This window comes from uncultured Sphingomonas sp. (assembly GCF_964243315.1).
Taxonomy (GTDB): domain Bacteria; phylum Pseudomonadota; class Alphaproteobacteria; order Sphingomonadales; family Sphingomonadaceae; genus Sphingomonas.
Genome location: NZ_CAXTEM010000002.1, coordinates 102,617 through 121,817 on the forward strand (window position 1 = coordinate 102,617; position 19,201 = coordinate 121,817).

General features: G+C 66.5%; 15 protein-coding genes and 1 pseudogene. 6 read left to right on the forward strand and 10 right to left on the reverse strand.

All coding sequences use genetic code 11. From position 1 onward, the window contains the following. Window positions 1–23: 23 nt before the first annotated feature. Entirely contained in the window at window positions 24–854 is an 831-nt protein-coding gene (locus ACFE77_RS01205) for an aldo/keto reductase (RefSeq protein WP_375419791.1), read from the reverse strand. Window positions 855–1,041: 187 nt separating this feature from the next. Between ACFE77_RS01205 and ACFE77_RS01210 the strand changes: the two genes are divergently transcribed. Further along, window positions 1,042–2,202 (forward strand): histidine kinase dimerization/phosphoacceptor domain -containing protein, encoded by a 1,161-nt coding sequence (locus ACFE77_RS01210; protein ID WP_375419792.1) that lies wholly within the window; start codon window positions 1,042–1,044, stop codon window positions 2,200–2,202. A gap of 114 nt (window positions 2,203–2,316) precedes the next feature. Next, window positions 2,317–2,826, forward strand: coding sequence for a DUF1440 domain-containing protein (locus tag ACFE77_RS01215; protein ID WP_375419793.1), 510 nt, complete (start codon window positions 2,317–2,319; stop codon window positions 2,824–2,826). Window positions 2,827–2,877: 51 nt separating this feature from the next. Here the strand turns inward: ACFE77_RS01215 and chrA are convergent, their stop codons facing one another. The 3 genes from chrA to rfbC all read right to left on the reverse strand — a co-directional run bounded on the left by chrA (window position 2,878) and on the right by rfbC (window position 5,851). Continuing rightward, the gene (gene chrA, locus ACFE77_RS01220; protein WP_375419863.1) at window positions 2,878–4,275 is read right to left on the reverse strand and encodes a chromate efflux transporter; all 1,398 of its coding nucleotides are present in this window, start codon (window positions 4,273–4,275) and stop codon (window positions 2,878–2,880) included. Continuing rightward, window positions 4,272–5,096 carry a chromate resistance protein ChrB domain-containing protein gene (locus ACFE77_RS01225; protein ID WP_375419794.1) on the reverse strand — a complete coding sequence of 275 codons (825 nt, stop codon included), beginning with the start codon at window positions 5,094–5,096 and terminating at the stop codon, window positions 4,272–4,274. Before ACFE77_RS01225 ends, chrA begins: the two co-directional genes overlap by 4 nt. A gap of 188 nt (window positions 5,097–5,284) precedes the next feature. Continuing rightward, window positions 5,285–5,851, reverse strand: a complete 567-nt coding sequence (rfbC, locus tag ACFE77_RS01230) for a dTDP-4-dehydrorhamnose 3,5-epimerase (RefSeq protein WP_375419795.1) — start codon at window positions 5,849–5,851, stop codon at window positions 5,285–5,287. A 222-nt stretch (window positions 5,852–6,073) separates the two neighbouring features. Between rfbC and ACFE77_RS01235 the strand changes: the two genes are divergently transcribed. The 3 genes from ACFE77_RS01235 (at window position 6,074) to ACFE77_RS01245 (ending at window position 12,079) form a co-directional block, all read left to right on the forward strand. Continuing rightward, window positions 6,074–6,886 carry a glycosyltransferase gene (locus ACFE77_RS01235; protein WP_375419796.1) on the forward strand — a complete coding sequence of 271 codons (813 nt, stop codon included), beginning with the start codon at window positions 6,074–6,076 and terminating at the stop codon, window positions 6,884–6,886. A 244-nt stretch (window positions 6,887–7,130) separates the two neighbouring features. Then, window positions 7,131–9,506 carry a TonB-dependent receptor gene (locus ACFE77_RS01240; protein ID WP_375419797.1) on the forward strand — a complete coding sequence of 792 codons (2,376 nt, stop codon included), beginning with the start codon at window positions 7,131–7,133 and terminating at the stop codon, window positions 9,504–9,506. A 62-nt stretch (window positions 9,507–9,568) separates the two neighbouring features. Then, window positions 9,569–12,079 (forward strand): alkaline phosphatase PhoX, encoded by a 2,511-nt coding sequence (locus ACFE77_RS01245; RefSeq protein ID WP_375419798.1) that lies wholly within the window; start codon window positions 9,569–9,571, stop codon window positions 12,077–12,079. Here ACFE77_RS01245 and ACFE77_RS01250 read toward each other — a convergent pair. The 6 genes from ACFE77_RS01250 to ACFE77_RS01275 all read right to left on the reverse strand — a co-directional run bounded on the left by ACFE77_RS01250 (window position 12,074) and on the right by ACFE77_RS01275 (window position 18,589). Then, the gene (locus tag ACFE77_RS01250; protein WP_375419799.1) at window positions 12,074–12,655 is read right to left on the reverse strand and encodes an SAM-dependent methyltransferase; all 582 of its coding nucleotides are present in this window, start codon (window positions 12,653–12,655) and stop codon (window positions 12,074–12,076) included. The genes ACFE77_RS01245 and ACFE77_RS01250 overlap by 6 nt on opposite strands. After that, window positions 12,652–13,290, reverse strand: a complete 639-nt coding sequence (locus ACFE77_RS01255) for a PIG-L deacetylase family protein (RefSeq protein ID WP_375419800.1) — start codon at window positions 13,288–13,290, stop codon at window positions 12,652–12,654. The genes ACFE77_RS01250 and ACFE77_RS01255 overlap by 4 nt, the downstream gene beginning before the upstream one ends. Next, the gene (locus ACFE77_RS01260; RefSeq protein WP_375419801.1) at window positions 13,287–14,270 is read right to left on the reverse strand and encodes an acyl-CoA dehydrogenase; all 984 of its coding nucleotides are present in this window, start codon (window positions 14,268–14,270) and stop codon (window positions 13,287–13,289) included. Before ACFE77_RS01260 ends, ACFE77_RS01255 begins: the two co-directional genes overlap by 4 nt. Then, window positions 14,267–15,289 carry a glycosyltransferase gene (locus ACFE77_RS01265; protein WP_375419802.1) on the reverse strand — a complete coding sequence of 341 codons (1,023 nt, stop codon included), beginning with the start codon at window positions 15,287–15,289 and terminating at the stop codon, window positions 14,267–14,269. The genes ACFE77_RS01260 and ACFE77_RS01265 overlap by 4 nt, the downstream gene beginning before the upstream one ends. Window positions 15,290–15,453: 164 nt before the next feature. After that, window positions 15,454–16,959 carry a glycosyl hydrolase family 8 gene (locus ACFE77_RS01270; protein ID WP_375419803.1) on the reverse strand — a complete coding sequence of 502 codons (1,506 nt, stop codon included), beginning with the start codon at window positions 16,957–16,959 and terminating at the stop codon, window positions 15,454–15,456. A gap of 133 nt (window positions 16,960–17,092) precedes the next feature. Further along, window positions 17,093–18,589, reverse strand: a complete 1,497-nt coding sequence (locus tag ACFE77_RS01275; protein ID WP_375419804.1) for a hypothetical protein — start codon at window positions 18,587–18,589, stop codon at window positions 17,093–17,095. Between the two features lie 227 nt (window positions 18,590–18,816). On the opposite strand from ACFE77_RS01275, the pseudogene ACFE77_RS01280 reads away from it, so the two are divergent. Then, window positions 18,817–19,167, forward strand: a pseudogene (locus ACFE77_RS01280) (YciI family protein); the annotation flags it as partial. Between the last annotated feature and the right edge of the window lie 34 nt (window positions 19,168–19,201).

Sequence of the window (19,201 nt, forward strand, 5' to 3'; positions counted from 1 at the left end):
GTGCAGCTTCGGCCGCCGTAATCCTAGATCATCTCCAAAGGCACCGGGTGCGCCGGCGCCGGAAACAGCGCATCGAGACGCGCTAGCGTTTCTGCGCCGATCACGAGATCGGCTGCGGCCCGGTTCTCGCGAACATGCTCGATCGACCCCGCCTTTGGAATGGCGACGACCCCGTCGCGCGCCATCAGCCAGGCGAGGGCAAGCTGTGCCGGTGTGGCGTTCAGGTCGGCGGCGACCGCGATCAGGTCGGGGTGCTCGATGAGCCTACCCTGCTCGACGGGACAATAGGCCATGACGGGGACGTTCCGGTCCGCCAGCCATGGCAGCGTGTCGCGTTCCGGACCCCGCCGGGTCAGATTGTAGAGGATCTGATCGGTCGCACAGGCGTCTCCGCCAACATCGTCGAGCTCTTGCATGTCCGCGGCGTCGAAATTGCTGACACCCCAGCGCAGGATCTTGCCCGCATCGACCAGGCGCTGCATCGCCTCGACCGTCTCGGCAAGCGGCACGCCTCCTCGCCAGTGAAGCAGATATAGGTCCAGCCGGTCGGTCCCCAGACGCTCCAGGCTGGCGTCGCACGCCCGTGGCAGTCGCGCCGACGAGGCATTCTGCGGATACGCCTTGCTGACGAGGAAGACTTGATCGCGGATGCCGGTGATCGCTTCCCCCACCAGCCGCTCGCAGTCGCCGTCCGCATACATCTCTGCGGTGTCGATCAGCGTCATGCCGAGCTCCACGCCGGTGCGCAGGGCAGCGATCTCGTCCTTGCGGCGCTTGCGGCGCTCGGCCATCTTCCAGGTGCCCTGACCCAGAGCCGGCACTTCGAGCCCGTCGCGGAAGCATACCGATCGCATACTGATACAACGCGCGCGCGCCGAATACGCTGCGTGCGCACCCTCACCAGCATTGCCACGACCGCCATCGAACATAAATTAGAACTGTACGTGCTTTGTTCGTGACGGTAGCAAACTATCGAGAGCAGCCGCGTGCCGCCCGCGATTCTCGAGTCTCTTGTCTGTGGATGCAGGATCGTGGTTGCCGATGAATAAGTTCGAACACGACCTCGCTGGAACTCCTGGTCGGGACCGCGCCGAGCGCCACCTAGAGGGCGTTAGGCTTCAGGGCGGCGTCTTTGTCGAGGCCGTGCGGGTCACCCGCATGCCGATGATGGTCACCGATGCCACCCTCCCCGGCAACCCGATCGTCTTCGCCAATGAAGCATTCTTGGAGCTTTCGGGCTATCCGATCGAGGAACTGCACGGGCAGGACCCGCACTTCATGAACGGCGATGGCACCGACGCGGCTGCCATCGACAGTTACGAAGCTTCGATGAGAGACGGCGAAGACGCGACGCTGGAGCTCGTGCAGTATCGCAAGGACGGCAGTCCGTTCCGCGCGATGCTCTTCGCCACTGCTTTGAGCGACGGGCAGGGTACCGTCACCAACCATTTCCTGTCCTATCTCGACATCACGCGGCGTTACGATGCCGAGGAAGAGCTTCGGCTGATGACCGAGCAACTCGAGGCCAGGATCAAGGCCCGAACGCGCGACCTCGAAGCTGCGAACGAAGCGCTGTCCAAGCTGGTCGACGAGCGCGAGATGCTGGTGGCCGAGGTCAATCATCGCGCGAAGAACAGCCTGGCGATCGCGGCCTCGCTGATCAGCCTTCAGGCACACCGACAGATCGACGGCAACGTGAAGGCCCTGTTCGTGGAAACGCAGGAGCGGCTGACCGCGATGGCGCGGGTCCACGACCTGCTGTCGAAGTCGGAGGCGATGCAGCTGATCGACGTTTCGACCTATATCCGCGACCTTTGCGAAGCCCACCGTCCGATCGCCGGCAGCGAGGGGCGGATCCGGATCGACACCGACCTCGAACCCGGCATTCTGGTCGACCCCGACACCGCCGTGCCGCTCGGCATCGTGCTCACCGAACTGATCACCAATGCCTTGAAATATGCGTTCCCGGGAACCCGTTCGGGACGCCTACTTGCCGAGCTGCGTCGCCAGCCCGACGACGTCATCGAAGTAGTCATCTGTGACGATGGCGTAGGGATGGCGGAGGCGCGGGAAGGGTCGCTCGGCTATGGCATCATCCGCTCGCTCGTCCGGCAGATCGGCGGCACGCTCGACATCCGCAGCATGAAGGGGCTGACGGTGACGATCACCTTCACTCAGAAGCAATCCGCGGCGACCCCTTAGCCCCGGTCCTCGGGCCTCATTGCCGCGGGCGCACGGCTTCGCGGACGACCGGCATGAACCTCTTCGATAGCGTCTCGTTCTCCGAGGACAACGATGCCACGGAATGGAACGCCGATGATCGAACCGCACGAAACCAACGCCGGCAAATTCTTTCGTGGCGCGCTCGCCGGCGCAGTCGCGGGCGTCGCCGCCTCGTTCGCGATGGATGCCTTCCAAGCCGCAGTCACCGCCTTGTCGCCGTCGAACGACGATGACGAGCCAGCCGAGCCCGCGACGGAGAAAGCAGCCGACAGCGTCGCGAAGACGGTGACCGGCAACGAACTGGCGGCCGGCGATAAACCGCTTGCCGGTCAGAGCATTCACTATGCGCTGGGGATCGGCCTGGGCATCGCCTACGGCATCGCGGCCGAGTTCCAGCCCAAGGTAACCGCCGGCCTCGGCACAGCCTTCGGACTGACCACGGCGACTCTGCTCGATGAAGCCGCCGTACCTGCGGTCGGCCTCGGCCAGGCGCCTTGGAAGGCGGGGCTGACGAGCAATCTCTACGCTTACGCGTCGCATCTGGTGTTCGGCAGCGCGACCGAACTCGTCCGCCGGCAGGTCGCGGGATCATTGCGGGACTGACCTGAGCGACCCGCCACCGGCCAGGGCTGCGTGGGTCACGTGCTCCACCGCTCAGCCGACCAGCCCCATCAGGTGCAGCACCACGCCCGCAGCCGACGCGCAGAGCAGGGTAACGATGACGTTGGCGCGCAGCGCGAAGGTGGCGACGATCGCCCCTGCGGCCAGCAACGTCGCCCAGGGATCGATGCTGGACAGCACCGGTGCGTCGAAGCGGATCGGTCCGGCAGCGAATTCTGCGGTGCGGCGGAACAGCGTGTGCAGCGCGAACCAGATCGCGAGGTTCAGCACGACCCCCACCACCGCCGCGGTGATCGCCGACAGGGCACTGGCGACCGCGGCATTGCCACGCAGCCGCTCGATAAAAGGGGCACCGAGGAAGATCCACAGGAAGCACGGCACGAACGTCACCCAGGTCGCGAGCAGCGCGCCGAGCGTTCCCGCCAGCAGCGGCGACATACCCCCCGGGTCGCGATAGGCGCCCAGGAAGCCGACGAACTGCAGCACCATGATCAGCGGCCCCGGCGTGGTCTCCGCCATCCCGAGCCCGTCCAGCATCTCGCGCGGCGACAGCCAGCCATAGCTCTCGACCGCCTGCTGCGCGACATAGGCGAGGACGGCATAGGCGCCACCGAAGGTCACCATCGCCATGGTCGAGAAGAAGGTGGCGATGCGCGTGAACACGTCGTCCGGGCCTAGGACCGCCAACAGCGAAGCGACCGGCAGCAGCCATAGCGCGAGCCAGATCGACGCCGTGCGCACCGTCTCGCGCCAGGTCGGCCGCGCATGCGCCGGCAGTTCCTCGCCGAGCAGCGTATCGGCATCGGCGACGGCGCCCCCGGTGGATCCCCCGTGCGCGCCCCCGCGAAACGCCGCATAACCTCGCCGGCCGGACCACCAGCCGATCAGCCCGGCGCCTAGGATGATCAGCGGAAATGGCGCACCGAGGAAGAAGATGAGGATGAAGGCCGACGCGGCCAGCAATCGAGCGGAGGCGCTTTTCAGCGCCCGCCCTCCGATCCGCACCACCGCTTGCAGCACGATGGCGAGCACCGCCGCCTTCAATCCGAAGAACAAGGCCGAGACGATGCCGACGCGTCCGAACAGCACGTAGATCCAGCTCAGCGCCATGATCGCGATCGCGCCGGGAACGATGAACAACACGCCGGCCACGATGCCGCCCCGCGTGCGGTGCATCAGCCAGCCGATATAGGTGGCGAGCTGCTGCGCCTCCGGCCCCGGCAGCAGCATGCAATAGTTCAGCGCGTGGAGGAAACGCTGCTCGCCGATCCATCGTTTCTCGTCGACGAGGATGCGGTGCATCACCGCAATCTGCCCCGCCGGCCCGCCGAAAGACAGCATCGCGATCCGCAGCCATACCCAGAACGCCTGGCCGAGCGACGCCGGTTCGGGGCGGGCGGGCGCGACCGCGCCGGTCGTCGCCACCGTCATGCCGACACCTTCGCGCGCGGCGGCTGGTGCGACGTCCAATTATGCTTCTCGCCCTGCGCATCGCGAGACCAGCGGTAGAGCGCATCGTAGACCGCCATCCCCGCGTCGAGCTGCGCGTGGTCGTCGGTATGAAGCCGCGACAGGCCGAGCGAGATCGCGAGCAGTCCCGCCGCTTCCGGCGCAACATCGAGCCGGTCGGTATCGGCGCCGCGCACGATCGCCGCGAGGCGGCTCAGCGGCGCATGCGTCGCCAGCCCGAACGCCTCGACCATGACGTCGAACGTACACAGGTCGCCGCGATGGCTCCAGAACACGCCATCATCCGCGACATCGAACGGCTCGGCCTGCTGCTGCGCCGCGACCGCCATCACCTCGGCAGGCGGCACGAACAGGAAGCGCGCGTCGGGATCGACGAAGCGGCGGATCAGCCAAGGGCAGGCGATCCGATCGACCTTGGGCCGGGCACGCGTCACCCACCAGGTCCGCCCATCGTCGTGACGTGCCGGCAAACGAGCCGGCGAGATCGTCGGCAAGCCTGCCGCTGCCCAAGCCCCGAAGCCGCCCTCCAGGATCTCGGCGTCGACGCCATCGCTGCGCAGGATCGCGGCAAGCGCGACCGCAGCGGCACCACCGTCGCCATCGACGACGACGACGGACTCTCCCGCGTCTCTCGCTATCGCGCTCGGCCCCTCGACCGAAGCGAACCGCGATCCGGGGATCGCGTCGGAAGGAACGGCGCGAACATCGAGGATGCGCGGCGAACCGGGCAGCGCGATGAGGCGAGCGAGCTTATCGGCGGTGATGGCATTGTGAGCAGGCATGGCGCGTCCCTGGCGTGTCTAGCTGGACGCGATGCTTCAGCCGAGGCCTCGTGGGGAGATCGCCGTCCCCATGCCGCCAATCAGCCACGATCGATGCCGCCTGTCAATAATGACGTCGTCGCACCCACGGCGAACATCCCTTCTCTTCGCCGCCGATCGTCGCCGCCCGGCGCCAGGTGAGTCCCCCCCTAGGCTGCCATCACGAAGGGCGAGACGAAGTCGCGCAACGCGGTGCCGCGCGTGTCGTTGTCCGAGGTGATCGGCCTCGCTCCCATGTCCGGCCACGGCGCCGCTACGTCGGGATCGTCCCAGGCGATGATGACCTCGGTTGCGGGATGGTAGATGTCGGTCAGCTTGTTCAGCACATGGGTTTCCGGCTCCAGCGTCATATAGGCGTGGGCGAAGCCGGGTGGCATCCACAGTTGATGGCCGTTCTCTACCGAGAGCAAGGCCTGCGCGAATTGACCGTAGGTGGGCGAGCCGCGACGGATATCGAGCGCGAAGTCGAGTATCGATCCTCGCATCACCTTCAACAGCTTGCCCTGTGGACGGGGCGATGACTGATAATGGAAGCCGCGGATGGTGTTCGGGCCGGGTGAGTAGAGATGGTTTTCCTGAACGAAGGTAATGGCTTTGCCGACCGCCTCCTGGAATTTGTCCAGCCGGAAAGACTCCGAAAAATACCCCCGCCGATCCGGATTTCGCGTCGGCTTGACGAGAATGACGTCTGTGATGGCGAGGCGTTCGAAATGCATGCTTGATCCCCCAATCGTTCGACATGCCAGCTCGCAACAGCTGTCCGGACGATGCGTAAGCTGACCACGACCGGCAGACCAGCTTAAACCCATGCTCGATACGGGACGGTCGTCAGCACTATCGGCTGGATCGACGTTGCAGTCCGTCTATTGTGGTGAGCCAGTGCCGCTGCATCTTCGTCATCATTGACCATAGGAAAGCCGATCCCCCTATTCACCATTATGCTGCCGATCGTGCGCCCGCCCGCAATGCTGCCCTATGCGGTGCGCTCGGTGCAGGACCAGACGGTTACCGACTGGGAGCTGTTCATCATCCTGGACGGCGCGCCTCCGGAAACGTTGGCGGTCGCGACTGCGCTGGCGGCGGCAGACCCGCGGATCAGGGTTCGCCCGTTCGCCAAGGGTGAGCGCAACGGCGAGGCGCATCGGCACGTCGTCCTCGGCGAAGCGAACGGGCGCTATGTCGCACAGATCGCGGACGACGATCTTTGGTTTCCCCGTCATCTGGCGGAATTGAGCCTGCTGCTGGCCGACGTCGATTTCGGCAACCTGCTGCAATGCGAAATCGCGCCCGATGGCCGGCCAACGATATTGTACGGGGATTTGGCGTCGATAAAGACGCGCAAGGCGATCATGACGAAGCCCGTCAGCTTTTTCGGCCCATCCTGCGCTGGATACCGTCGTGAGGCATATGACCGGCTGCCGGTCGGCTGGAGCCCGGCGCCGGTGGGCATCTGGTCGGACCTGTTCATGTGGCGCAAGTTCCTGGCTCTGCCGGATCTACGCGCGGCAACGCGCTTCTCGATTGAGGCGGCGAAACTCGAATCGCCGGTACGACGCCACCTGTCCCTGGAGGAGCGCGTGGCCGAGACCGCCGCGATGGCGGAGCAGATCGCAACAGTCGACGGTCGGTCCGAAATACGGACGCAGGCGTTGCGCAACGCGACCTGGGTCAAGGCGCCGAATTCCCCACCGACCTGGCCAGCAAGGGAGCGCGTCCGGCGCTTATGGCGGGTGTTCCGCGATTTCGAATGATTATCCACGCCGCGACCGAAGCAGCAGCGCTTTCCTGATGAGCGTGCCGACAATCGCGTAAAATGACGCAATCATTGAACTCGACGCACAAGCCAGCCGACGTTGCGTCGGCGCGTCGCCCCGACCCCATCGCTCGTCGGCGCTGTCATCGTTCTTACATCGACCCGACGCGCGACTGTCATCACGACGTCGCGAGCCTGTAATCCACGACCGCTAGCCCGCCCTCAACGATCTAGGGGGTTCCATGCTTACTTCATGCTCGCGGCTCACGCTCGCGACACTCGCTGCCGCGTGCTCGACGACCGCGCTGGCGCAATCGACCGCGCAGCCCGACATCGCCGCCGACGATATCGTGGTCACCGCGCAGAAGCGCGAGCAGCGGATCGAGGACGTCCCGGTCACCGTCACCGCGCTGACCGGCAGGCGGCTCGCCGAGATCGGCGTCTCCGAACTCGACGAGGTCGCCGCCTTCGTTCCCGGCCTCCAGGTCCAGGAGCAGAGCGCCAACAACCCGGGTTTCGTGATCCGCGGCATCACCTCCGACAACGGATCGTCGCAGCAAGGCGCGCGGGTAACGCTTTACTATAACGGCGTCGACATCAGCCGGTCGCGCGGTGCGTGGCAGGATCTGTACGACCTCGAGCGCATCGAGGTGGTGAAGGGCCCGCAGGCGACCTTGTTCGGCACCGCTGCCGCGGTCGGCGCGATCAGCTTGATCTCGGCCCGGGCGAGCGCGGGATCGTCCGCCGCAATCAACGCGTCCTACGGCAATTTCGACCGCACGCAGGTGTCGGGCTTCGTCAACGTCGGCAACGACGTGCTGGCGGCTCGCCTCGCGGGCGCCTACAAATACCGCCGTGGTTATGTCCGCAACATCGCGGGCGATCCGAACATTCCCAACCAGAACCAGGGCGGTGTCGATCAGGACGACCTGAACGGTCAGGATCAACGCGGGCTGCGCGGCTCGCTGCGGTTCCGGCCCGATGATCGGATAACCGCCGATCTCGTCCTGACCTATGACGGGCAGCGCAATCCCGGCACCGCCTTCAAGAGCCGTGCGCACGCGCCGACCGGCGGACAGACCGGCGATTATGGCTATGCGGAGCTTTCCGGGTCGCCGAACAGCCTGGCGGTGCTCGGCGCGCGCAAGCTCGGTCTCGACCGCAACGTTTACGATGCCAATCTGACCGTCTCGGTCGATCTGTCGCCCGGCGTCACCTTCACGACGGTCAACGGCTATCGTCGCTTCGACGCGCTCGAGGTGTTCGACGCCGATGGCGGCCCCGCCGCCTATCTGGAGTTCGCGGAAGACGCGAAGGGCGACCAGTGGAGCCATGAAGCGCGCTTCGCCTTCGACGGCCCCACCTATCGCGCGTCGTTCGGGTGGAACGCGTTCTTCGAGAACGGCTTCCAGCGCGTGCCGTTCGCGACCGAGGAGGGCACCTATCTGGCCTGCTCGGTATCGGGTGCTTACGCGCCGGTGCGGACGGTGCTCAATGGCGCCGGCATCCCGACGGGCCCGGCCTGCGTCGCACCGAACGGGACGATCCCCGCGCTACGTGCGACTGCGGTGCTCAGCGGGGGTCGGCTGACGTCACTGCCCTATTCCGCGGTGTTCACGAATTTCGGTCGGAACAATACCTATTCGGTGTTTGCAGACGCGACCTACATTCCGATCCCGGCGCTGGAACTGACTGCAGGCGCGCGTGTCCTGATCGAGCACCGACAGTCGGGCTATTCGTCGGTGCAGCCGAACTCGCTGCTGCTGGCGGGGCTCGGCGTACAAAGCAGCCTGCTCGGGACCGCGAATACGGCGGGCAACAAGTTCGTCGCGCAGAAGAGCTTCACCGCGGTCCTGCCGCGCTTCAACGCGCTGTTGAAGCTCGGCGACGGCCTCAACCTCTACGCGACGATCAGCAAGGGTCGTAGGTCACCGGTCGTCCAGCTCGCCGCCGCCCGCACCGCGTTCGGGGTGGGGCCGAACCTTCAGGTCGTGCCTGAAGAGAATGTCTGGAACTACGAGGGTGGCATCAAGGGGCGCGTCGGTCCGCTCACCGCGGCGGCATCGGTGTTCTACCAGACCTATGACGGCTTCCAAGTCTCGGTGACCGAAAACGGCGTCACGACGACGCGCAGCGCCGGGTCCGCCAAGAATGTCGGCGTCGAACTCGAAGGCGATCTGCGGCTCGCCGACTATCTGTCGGTCTTCGGCACCTTCGCGTACATCGACGGCGGCATCGGCAAGGATGCCTCGAACGGTGTGTTCGCCGGCAACCGTTTCCGCCTCCAGCCCGAAGCCACCGCATCGGGCGGCGCGATGCTGCGCCTGCCGGTCGGTGGCGCGGTGGTCTATGCTACGCCCAGCATCACCTATCGCACCAAGGTGTTCTTCGAACTGCCGAACAATCCGGCGATCAGCACGCCGGGCTACACGCTTGTCAACGCGCGTGCGGGGATCGAACTGGCCGGCGGCCGCTACAGCATCGGCGCATTCGCCCGCAACCTGACCGACAAGCGCTACCTGATCGATGCCGGCAACACCGGCGGCGGGTTCGGTATCCCGACGTACATCGCGGGCGAGCCGCGCCTGTACGGCGTCGAACTCGGCGCGCGGTTCTGACCGCGCACCCACCAGCACCATAGCATCAATGCGGCGGCATCGCCGCCACTCGGGGGACCATCATGACCACGATCTATAGCGACGGCGACATCGACACCAATCCGACGCTCAACCCGCACCTCAGCGACATGATCGAGGTGCGCTATTCGCGACGCCAGACGCTGATGGGCGGCCTCTCCGCGGCGACCGCGGCGGTGTTCGGGGGCATGCTGCTCGCCGGCTGCGGTAGCGACGACGGCGACGCGAGCCCGGTCAGCGTGAGCGCGACGGCCGGCGGCAGTTCGGCAGCCGGACGCGTCGCCACGTTGACGGGCAGTGCCATCGGTCAGGTCGACAGCGTCACCTGGACGCAGACCGCGGGCCCGACCGTCGAGCTTACCGGCGCGATGACCTCGGCCGCATCCTTCGTAGTACCCGGTGCCGCGACCGGCACGGTGCTCAGCTTCGCCTTCACCGCCAAATCCGCGAGCGGATCGACCGTCGCCACCGTCAACGTGACCGTGGGGGCGGCGTCGCTCGGCTTCACCGCGGTCGCCAAGAGCCTCGCCGACATGGTCTCCGTGCCCGCGGGCTATTCGGTCACCGTGCTGTACCGCCTGGGCGATCCGATCGCCGCCGGCGTCCCCGTCTATGCCAATGACGGCACCGACGTGAACTTCGCGCGGCGCGCAGGCGATCATCACGACGGCATGTCCTATTTCGGCCTGTCCGCAGGCGGTGCTCCCGACCGCAACGGCAACACCCGCGGCTTGCTGGTGCTCAATCACGAGAACATCACCCAGGCCTATCTCCATGCCAACGGGCCGACGACGGTGGGCGGCGCCCGTCCCGAGGCCGAGGCATTGAAGGAGATGGAATGCCACGGCGTTTCGGTGATCGAGACGACCCGCGCCACCGCCTGGAGCTATGTCGCGGCATCGTCGTTCAACCGCCGCATCACGCCGCTCACCCCGATGAACTTCAGCGGCCCCGTGCGCGGCGATGCGACCTTGCGCACCGCCTATTCCACCGACGGGACGGCCGGGCGCGGCACGATCAACAATTGCGCGAACGGCACGATGCCGTGGAACACCTATCTCACCAACGAAGAGAATTGGGCGGGCTATTTCCGCCGCGACACCGGCGACGCGGCGGTGCGCATCGCCAGCGGTCCGGCAGGGACCAAGGCCAACGCCTCGCTGACCCGCTACGGCATCCCCGAAAACCGCCCGGGCAATTACGGCTGGGCCACGGTCAAGCCTGCGGATACCACCAGCACGGTCTACAGCCGCTGGAACATCACCGCAGTCGCCGCGAACCCCGTCGACGGCAGCGGCGACTTCCGCAACGAAGCGTTCCAGTTCGGCTGGGTGGTGGAGATCGACCCGTTCAACCCTGCCTCGACCCCGCGCAAGCGGACCGCACTTGGCCGGATGAACCACGAAGGCTGCGAGTGCGGCCGGACGATCGCGGGCGTACGTCCGGCCTTCTACATGGGCGACGATGCGCAGAACGAATATATCTACAAGTTCGTCTCGGCGACCCCCTGGGCAGCCGCCGATGCCACCGCGACCGATCGGCTGGCGATCGGCGACAAGTATCTCGACACCGGCACGCTGTACGTGGCGCGGTTCAACGCGGACGGATCGGGCGAGTGGCTGGCGCTGGTGTTCGGCCAGGGGCCGCTGACCGCCGCCAACGCCGCCTACCCCTTTGCGAGCCAGGCCGACGTGCTGACCAACGCGCGGCTCGCCGCCGACGCGCTCGGCGCCACGCGGATGGACCGCCCCGAATGGACCGCGGTCAATCCCGCCACGGGTGAGATGTACTGCACGCTCACCAACAATTCGTCGCGTACGCCCACGAGCGCGAACGCGTCGAACCCGCGCGCCTATACCGATCCCAAGAAGCCACAGGGCGATCTCGTGAACGCCGATCCGCCGACCACGGCTCAGGCGACGCGCGGCAACGCCAACGGCCATGTCATTCGCCTGCGCGAAGCCGGCGACACGTCGGAAGCGCTGAGCTTCGGCTGGGACGTCTACGCGTTCGGCGCGGGCAGCGACCTCGACGCGACCAACATCAATCTTTCGGGCCTCGACGCGACCAACGACTTCTCCTCGCCCGACGGCCTGTGGTTCGGGTTGCCGAGTAACGCGTCGGGCACCGTCACCCCGGTGATGTGGATCGAAACCGATGACGGCGCCTATACCGACGTCACCAACTGCATGCTGCTCGCCTGCATCCCGGGCAGTGTCGGCGACGGCGGCACCCGCGTAATCAACAACACCCTCACCACCGCCGCCAACGTCACCACCACCAGTACGGTGACGACCCGAATCGGCAAGGCACCCGGCGCGACCCTGCGTCGCTTTCTGGTCGGCCCCAAGGAGTGTGAGATCACCGGCATCCACTCGACCCCGGACGGGCGCTCGTTGTTCGTCAACGTCCAGCATCCGGGCGAAAATGGCGGCCCGACCAACATCACCAGCAGCTGGCCGGCGAATCAGGGCGGCGCGGTGACGGCTCCCTCCCGTCCGCGTTCGTCGACGATCGTCATCACCAAGAACGACGGGGGCGTCGTGGGCCTATAGCCGCGTGCAGGCGAGGACCTGCCACCGCATCGTCTGCCGGACGGTGCGGACGCGCCAATCGACGCCCGTAGCATCGAGGAATCGGTGGTGGATGCCCTCCGCGCGCTGGACGAAATCGTAGAAGGTGATGCGATGGTGGGCGAGTACCAACGTCCGGCCCGGGCGAAGGAGTTGGGCCGCTTGACGGGCAAGCGGCTGCATCTCGCGGATCGGATCGAGATAGTAGAGCAGCTCGGCGATGACGATCGCGTCGTACTCGGCGCGCGGCGGCATCGCCGGTACGACCAGCCGCCTCGCGCGGGCTCGCGCCGCATGCGGGCGGATCGCGTCGGCTACCAGCGCGGTTCCTTCGCTTGTCGCCTCCGTCGCATCGAGGCGTAACGCCCGCGCAGCGAGCGAACGGCTGTTCGAGCCGTTACCCGCGCCCAGTTCCAAAACGCGCCCGATCGAACCCGGCGCCAACGCGTGGAGGATCGCAGCACGCTTCAGCGCCTCGTCCGGATTGGTCCAGGTGCGCCACGGATCGTCATCACCAGCGAACTTCGTCGCAAACCCGTCGAGGTCGATGGGCCTCATGACCCCACCTGAAAATCTTCGGTCGGCCGTACGAACGCCGCGAGATGATGCGCAGTGATGGTCATCCCCGTCGGCGAGTCCGTGATCCGTCCCGTCTGCGTTCGATAGGAACGAACGACGCGTTGCTTCATCGCGCGGGTGCGCAGATCGAGGGGAATACGCATGGGGCACGATCTGGACGTGCCGGCGGGCCACACGCGATAGCGGAGATGCAGCCCCCGATGTCGGTCGAGAGCCGACGCAACGGCCCGATGATCCGCATGAGCATCGCGGTTTACCGGGCCGACCAGCAGGTCCGGCCTCGGCATGCGCAACAGCTCCTTACGCAGCCGCCGCCGAACAATCGAGGCGACCAGAGCGCCGTCGGGCAGACCGAGGAAGCGAATGCGCGACGGCGGAACACCCAGGAACCGCATCGCTCGTCGCGTTTCCCGGCGCCGCTCGGCAACCAGTCGCGCCGGCGGCCACGTCGTGCTGCCAGGATGCGACGCGGCGCCGTCCGACACCACGATCACCCATAGCCGCGTGCCACGCCTGTGCAGCAGGTCCATCAGCCCCCATGCACCGATCGCCTCGTCATCGGCATGCGGCGCGACGATCAGGGCGTGGCGGATCGAAGACGGCAGGCTCCTCATAGCGCGGCAGCGAGCACGCCCTCCAGCACCGCCTTGCCGGCCAATAGTCGCTGCGCGTCGGGCCCAGGCTGGCGCAGATAGGCGTCGAGATCGCGCATCGCGGTGGACAGCGGGTGATCGTCGAACATGGCTTGGACGCCGACGGCCGCCGATGCGAGTGACAACGCCGCCTCGCCCGCCGAATAGACCGCGTTGCGCGCGGCGGCGACCCTGGCGACGGTGCCGGGCACGTCGATGTTCGACCAGCCGAGCGCCGCCCCACGAACCGCATCCGCCGCTGCCTGGGCATGGCGATGCAGGTCGGCCAGACGCACGCGTTGGAACGGATCGTCGCCGCGCTTTGCCCCGACCAGATGGTCGCGGACCAGATCGGCAAGCGCTGCAATGCCGCCCGCTTGCACCGCCGCGAAGCGGATCGCGCCGCCACCGAAATGAGGCTCACGCACATAGTCTCCGGGCGCGCCGATCAACGCGCCCTTCGCGACCGGCTGGTCGGCCCAGCGCGCCATGTGCGTCTCCGATCGCTTCATGCCGGTGACGCGCCACCAGGAGCGGTCCAGCGTCGGCCGCACCAGATCGAGGTCGAGAAGGATGAGCTGGCGACGACCTTCGACGTCGACCGAGATCAGGGCGTCGGTGACCAGGCCCGCCCCAGACGCGAACGCCTTGCCGCCCGAAAGCAACCCGGCGACCAGCAGCGTCGGATCGTCCAGCTGGTCGGCATTCCACACGCCGAACAGACGCCCGCCGCGTGCAGCCTCTGCGGCGCACTCAGCCTGCGCGGGCGAGCCGTAGCGGTGCACGATCTGCAGCGCGTCAACATGGCCTTCCAGCAACCTGCCCATCGGCAGGTCACGCCGGCCGACGTCGTAGAGAAGCTGCAGCAGCACCAGCAGGTCGGCGGGTGATTGCGGGTCGCCAAAGCTCGCGATCGCCGCCGACGGGCGCAACACCTCGGCACGGGACAGTGGCGCCCTCATGCGGCACCTTCCAGCATGTCGGCGTCCAACGCGGTCAGCACGATCTCGGCATGCGCCAAGGATATTTGACGCATGCCGCCCGGCGGTGCGCCGACGATGCACGCCGCAAAGGCGTCGGCATTGCGCGCCTGGTCCGCGCTGCGCTCGACATCGCACCGGCTCAAGCCCAGCAGGTCGGCGAGCAGTTGGAATTCACCGACCGCGAAGCTCGCGCGCGCTTGCGCATGCCGGTCATAGCGCCATGCTTCGTCCTCCGGGTGCGACACCGTCGTCGCAACACGCCCGGCATCGTGATCGGCGAGCATAGTCGCGAAGCCGCCCTCCGCACGTCCCTGCCGCCGCCCCGACGTACGCACGACCACCCGCGCGTCGCGCCGCAGCCGATACCCCTCGCGCCACGCCCGATCCGCGAAATCTGCATCCTCGCCACGCGAAAGCGGGAGAAATCCGTCGAGGCTCCGATAGGCGTCCGCGCGAACCGCAAGGCTGGTCGCGCTGGTCCAGTGATGGGTCGCGTCATCCTCCCATGCCACCGGATCGATGCGACGGCGGTAACGATGGAGCCTGTCGTAATAAGCAGCCAGTCGCTCGTGCAGCGATCCGGCGGCGGCACTCGCAATGACGATCTTGCCCGCGACTAGATCGGCTCCCTCGAGCGCGGCGCAGTTCGCCGCCACCCAGTCCACCGCCGGTTCACTGTCGGCGTCGGTGCTTAGTATCACGTCCGGCGCCAACGACAGGGCAAGCGCGCCGGCAGCCGCCCGCGCCCGTCCGGCGTTGGGCGGCGCAATACCCGCACTGCACCCGATTTCGATCCGGTAGCGCAATGTCGGCGCGATTTCCCGGACGACAGCGTGACTGTCATCGGTGCAACTGTCGAAAAACAGGGCTACGCCGAAGGTGGGAGCCTCGCACTGACGAGCCAGCGCGCGGAGCAGCAGGGGAAGATGAGCGGCTTCGTTTCGGACGGGTACGGCGATCGCACACGCTGGCGCCCCGGTCAGTCTTGGCAAACGCAACCCGATCGATTCCAGTCGTAGCTCACCGACGTCTCCAGCTCATGATCTATGTTAACGATCGGCTGAAGCTTTTGGTTTCTCGCACGGTGCACCGATACATCGGAGCCGCGACGGTAGCGGCGGTGCGTCTCAACCAGCCCGGGATGGAAGCTTACGGCGCTGCATCAACGCTGTGCCGGCTGCACGATCCGGAACTCTCCGCCAGCGTGCATCATGCTCATCAGGTAGAGCATGCCGTCGAAATAGCGCTGTTCGCCGGTCGGCACCGGCATGTCCCACAGCTCCTGCAGGAACGCCTTGGATACCGGCCCGGGCGTCGCGGCGAAGCCTCCTACCGCCGCTGCCGCGACCATGCCCGCCGAATGCCGGTCGGATAGTGGCTGGCCGTCGAGCGTGTACCGATCCGCAAACGTCTTGATCCCCTGACTCGACAGGAAGCGCTGATTGCGATCGCTCAGCTCCCGCTGGCGCGCATCTTTGCCGAACCACGCCCAATCGACCGACCAACTGCTCACCGTCCGCCAGCTGTCATAGCCGAATTCGACCGGTTTGCCGTCACGACCGATCACGGGGGAGCCGTCGAAGTTGCTGCGTTCCGGCGACAACGCCGTCTTCGGCCCAACGACCTTCACGAACAGGTCACGACTGACGTCCGCCGCCTTGGCCCAGAAGGCACGATCCGCCGCCGGCCCCCAGCGCGACCATAGCTCGTAAAAATGGGGAAGATGGTAGGATGCGTCGGTGGTGTTGATGTTCGTCTCCGGCACGAACCGGACCATGTTGTGGCTTTCCTCCACCATCGGACCAGCGGTGACCGGCGCGGCTTGGCGTGCCGTCGCGTACCAGGCCGGGGGCCAGCGTTCGCCCTTCTTCGCCGCCTCCGCAGCCGCCGTTCGATTGTTGGGGCTCGGCCATGGCGCGCTCGGCTGGACGAGCGCCGGTCCGTCCGGATGAATCCGGAATGGCGGCGAGCCCGTCATCGCGGCGCGGTGGCGCATGGCGGTGAGGATGTTGTCTGCCTCCGCCTTGTAGTCGTAGATCCCGGCGCCGTTGCCCCAGCGGTTTGCGGCGAAGTAGAGCGCCATCGCGTAGAACTCTTCTCCGTCGGGTGCCGCGCCGATCGATCGCGGCGTGCCGTCGGTGCTCATCGACCAGGCGAAATAGCCGAAGGAAGGGTTCGCCGGGTCGGTGACCTGCATGTGGGTCTTCGACCAGTTCCACAGCGCATCGAACTCGCACTTCCTGCCGAGTTGCACGGCGAGCATCATGCCGTAGCTCTTGCCCTCGGATCGGGCGTCGTTGTTGGCCCAGTCGGTGACGTAGGCGAGTGTCCCATTGGCGTTCGCGCCGGTCTCGAAATAGACCCGCTCCTCCTGACCGTCGCCGTGGAAGAAGCGGTCGAACGCCTGCTCGATCTTGGCGTGGGTCTCCGCTTCGGTTTTGCCGAGCTGTTCGACGAACAGGTTGCGATAGCGGCCGGTTGCGTACGCACCCTTGCCGTCGCCGGGAAACCGGCGGATCTTGCCGAGTGGCGCGTTGACGTGAGCCTGCTCTCCCCACGCGTTGGTCGCGGCGGCGGGCTTGGTGGCCGGGCGTGAAGTCTGAGCCAAAGCCGGGCTTGCGACCAAGATCGCGCCGACTGCGATTACCAGCGATGATCGCGATTTCACTTCATTCTCCATGACACCGGTCGCCCTGCCAACTTGGCTGTTAGTGACACGACTGTACCGCGCGCGGAAGCCGTAGGGATCGGAGAAGGCGGTGGAATAGCTGCAAGGCCGTCGGGTATTTAGCGCCAGCGCCTTATCTGCCTGATCTGCGGCCGATCTTGCGATCAGCCCAGGCAATGAAGTGGCTGATGTTGGGCGCATCGGTATGACCGCCGTCATGCTGGCGCCAGGCGAGGTCGCCTGCGAGCAGGTCGGTACCCTGCGACGGCATCACTGCCGTGGCGTAATCGTTGCCGCGGCCGAGATCATGCCCGCCCAGCAGGGTCCAGGCGCGCCCGGCTGCGATCGTGGCCATGTAGCTGCCCTGCTGATCGAGCCAGTTGGCGTCGCCCTGGTCCGGCACGCCGTAGCTGACGAAGGCGAGCCGCGGTGCCACCAGCGCCAGCAACTCGTGCGCATCCACCGGCAGATCGTTAGCGGTCTTGTGGCCAAGCCGCCCCCGCTCGGTTCCGTATTTCAGGAAGTTGCCTGCCATCCAATGATAGCCGCCAGTGCCGGTCAGATTCTCGACCTTCTCGCCGAAGTTGCGCCGATGCGGCTTGACCCCGCCCTCCCCCGACGACCCGATCAGTACCATCGCAAATCGTTCGTCGAACGCCGCCGTCACCAATGCCGCCTTGCCCCAGCGCGATACGCCTTCGATGCCGACATGCGCTGCGTCGACTTCCGGGCGGGTGCCGAGGTAATCCAGCAGGCGGCTTGCGCCCCAGCCCCAGGCGCGAAGCGCGCCCCATTGCGCGGGCGTTCGCGGTGCACCCTTGTTGACCAGGCCGATGATACCCTCGCGCAGCCCCGCACCGCTGTCGGGCTGGATGCTGGCCGTATCGAGCAGGGCGACGCCCCAGCCCGCGGCGATCAGCTTGGTCACCCGCTCATCCTCGGGCGGAGGCGGGAAGACGCTGCCCGGCTTGACGAGTTCGAACCCAGGATGCGCGGCGAAGATCGATGCGAAGGTCGGATCCCGCGAGATCAAGACCGCCTTCAACGCCGTGTCGAGCCGCGCCGCTTCTGCCGCGTTGGGCTGAGTGGGTGAGGGATACCGCGCCGGCGCGAACATCACCAGCAACGGCACGGTCGCTTTCGCGTCCGCCGGCAGTACCAGGGTCGCACGGACCTCGACCACGATCCCGGGCGCCGCACGATTGTCGACATGGCCAACGAGTTGCTGGGCCAGCACCGGGCGCCCGCCGAAATACTCGCGGTCCACCGACGCGACCCGCCACGTCATGCCCGCCACGCTCGCTGGGATGCGGCCATAGACCTCGCGTTCGAACAGGCCGATCAGCTCGGGCCGCCGCTGCTCCCGCCACATCGCGGCGGTGGTCACTGGCCGACCGTCCGCCATCTTCAGCAGATCCGGCCATGCCGGATAGGGGTTCGCCTTCGCTTCGTCGTAATTGGCCGCATCCGGCGCGCTCGGATCGCCATTCGCACCGGGGCGCAGTTGCGTGATGCCGAGTTGGCGCATCATGTCGGCATGGTCTTGCTCTACCGACCACGGGCCCGCCGCAAACGCGGTGGAGGCGAGAACCGCCACAACCAATGCACCACCGATGCGCCTGCCGATCATGGTCGCCCTTCATGGCCGTGCGATCGTCCGACCTTCCACGTCGCAGCGTTATGGATACCCCGATGGGAAGCAAGAGCTAAGCCACGTCATCATCTGCTACGCTGGGCGTGACGGCGTGGCCGATCTCCAGAAACCGTATGGATTGTGCTGCGAGATGGCACTTCCGGCCGGCCTGCGTTCGTCGTTATAACCGTCCGACGACCGTGGATGCCCGAAGGAGAGCGACGATGCGCGTGATGGTGTTCGTGAAGGCGACCGAGGACAGCGAGGAGGGCATGAAGCCCTCACCCCAGCTCAGCCAGATGTTCGCGGACATGGGCAAGTTCAACGAGGAACTGGTGAATGCCGGCATCCTGGTCAGCGGCGATGGGCTGAAACCCTCGTCGCACGGCAAGCGCATCGCGTTCGACGGCCCCGGCCGCACGGTGATCGACGGTCCCTTCGCCGCCACACGCGAACTCGTGGCGGGCTACTGGCTCTGGGAAGTCAAAGACATGGACGAAGCGGTGGAGTGGGTGAAACGCTGTCCCAATCCGATGTTCGGCCCGAGCGAGATCGAGATCCGCCCGCTCTACGAGGCGGAGGACTTCGCCGACCTCATCCCCGAAGAGG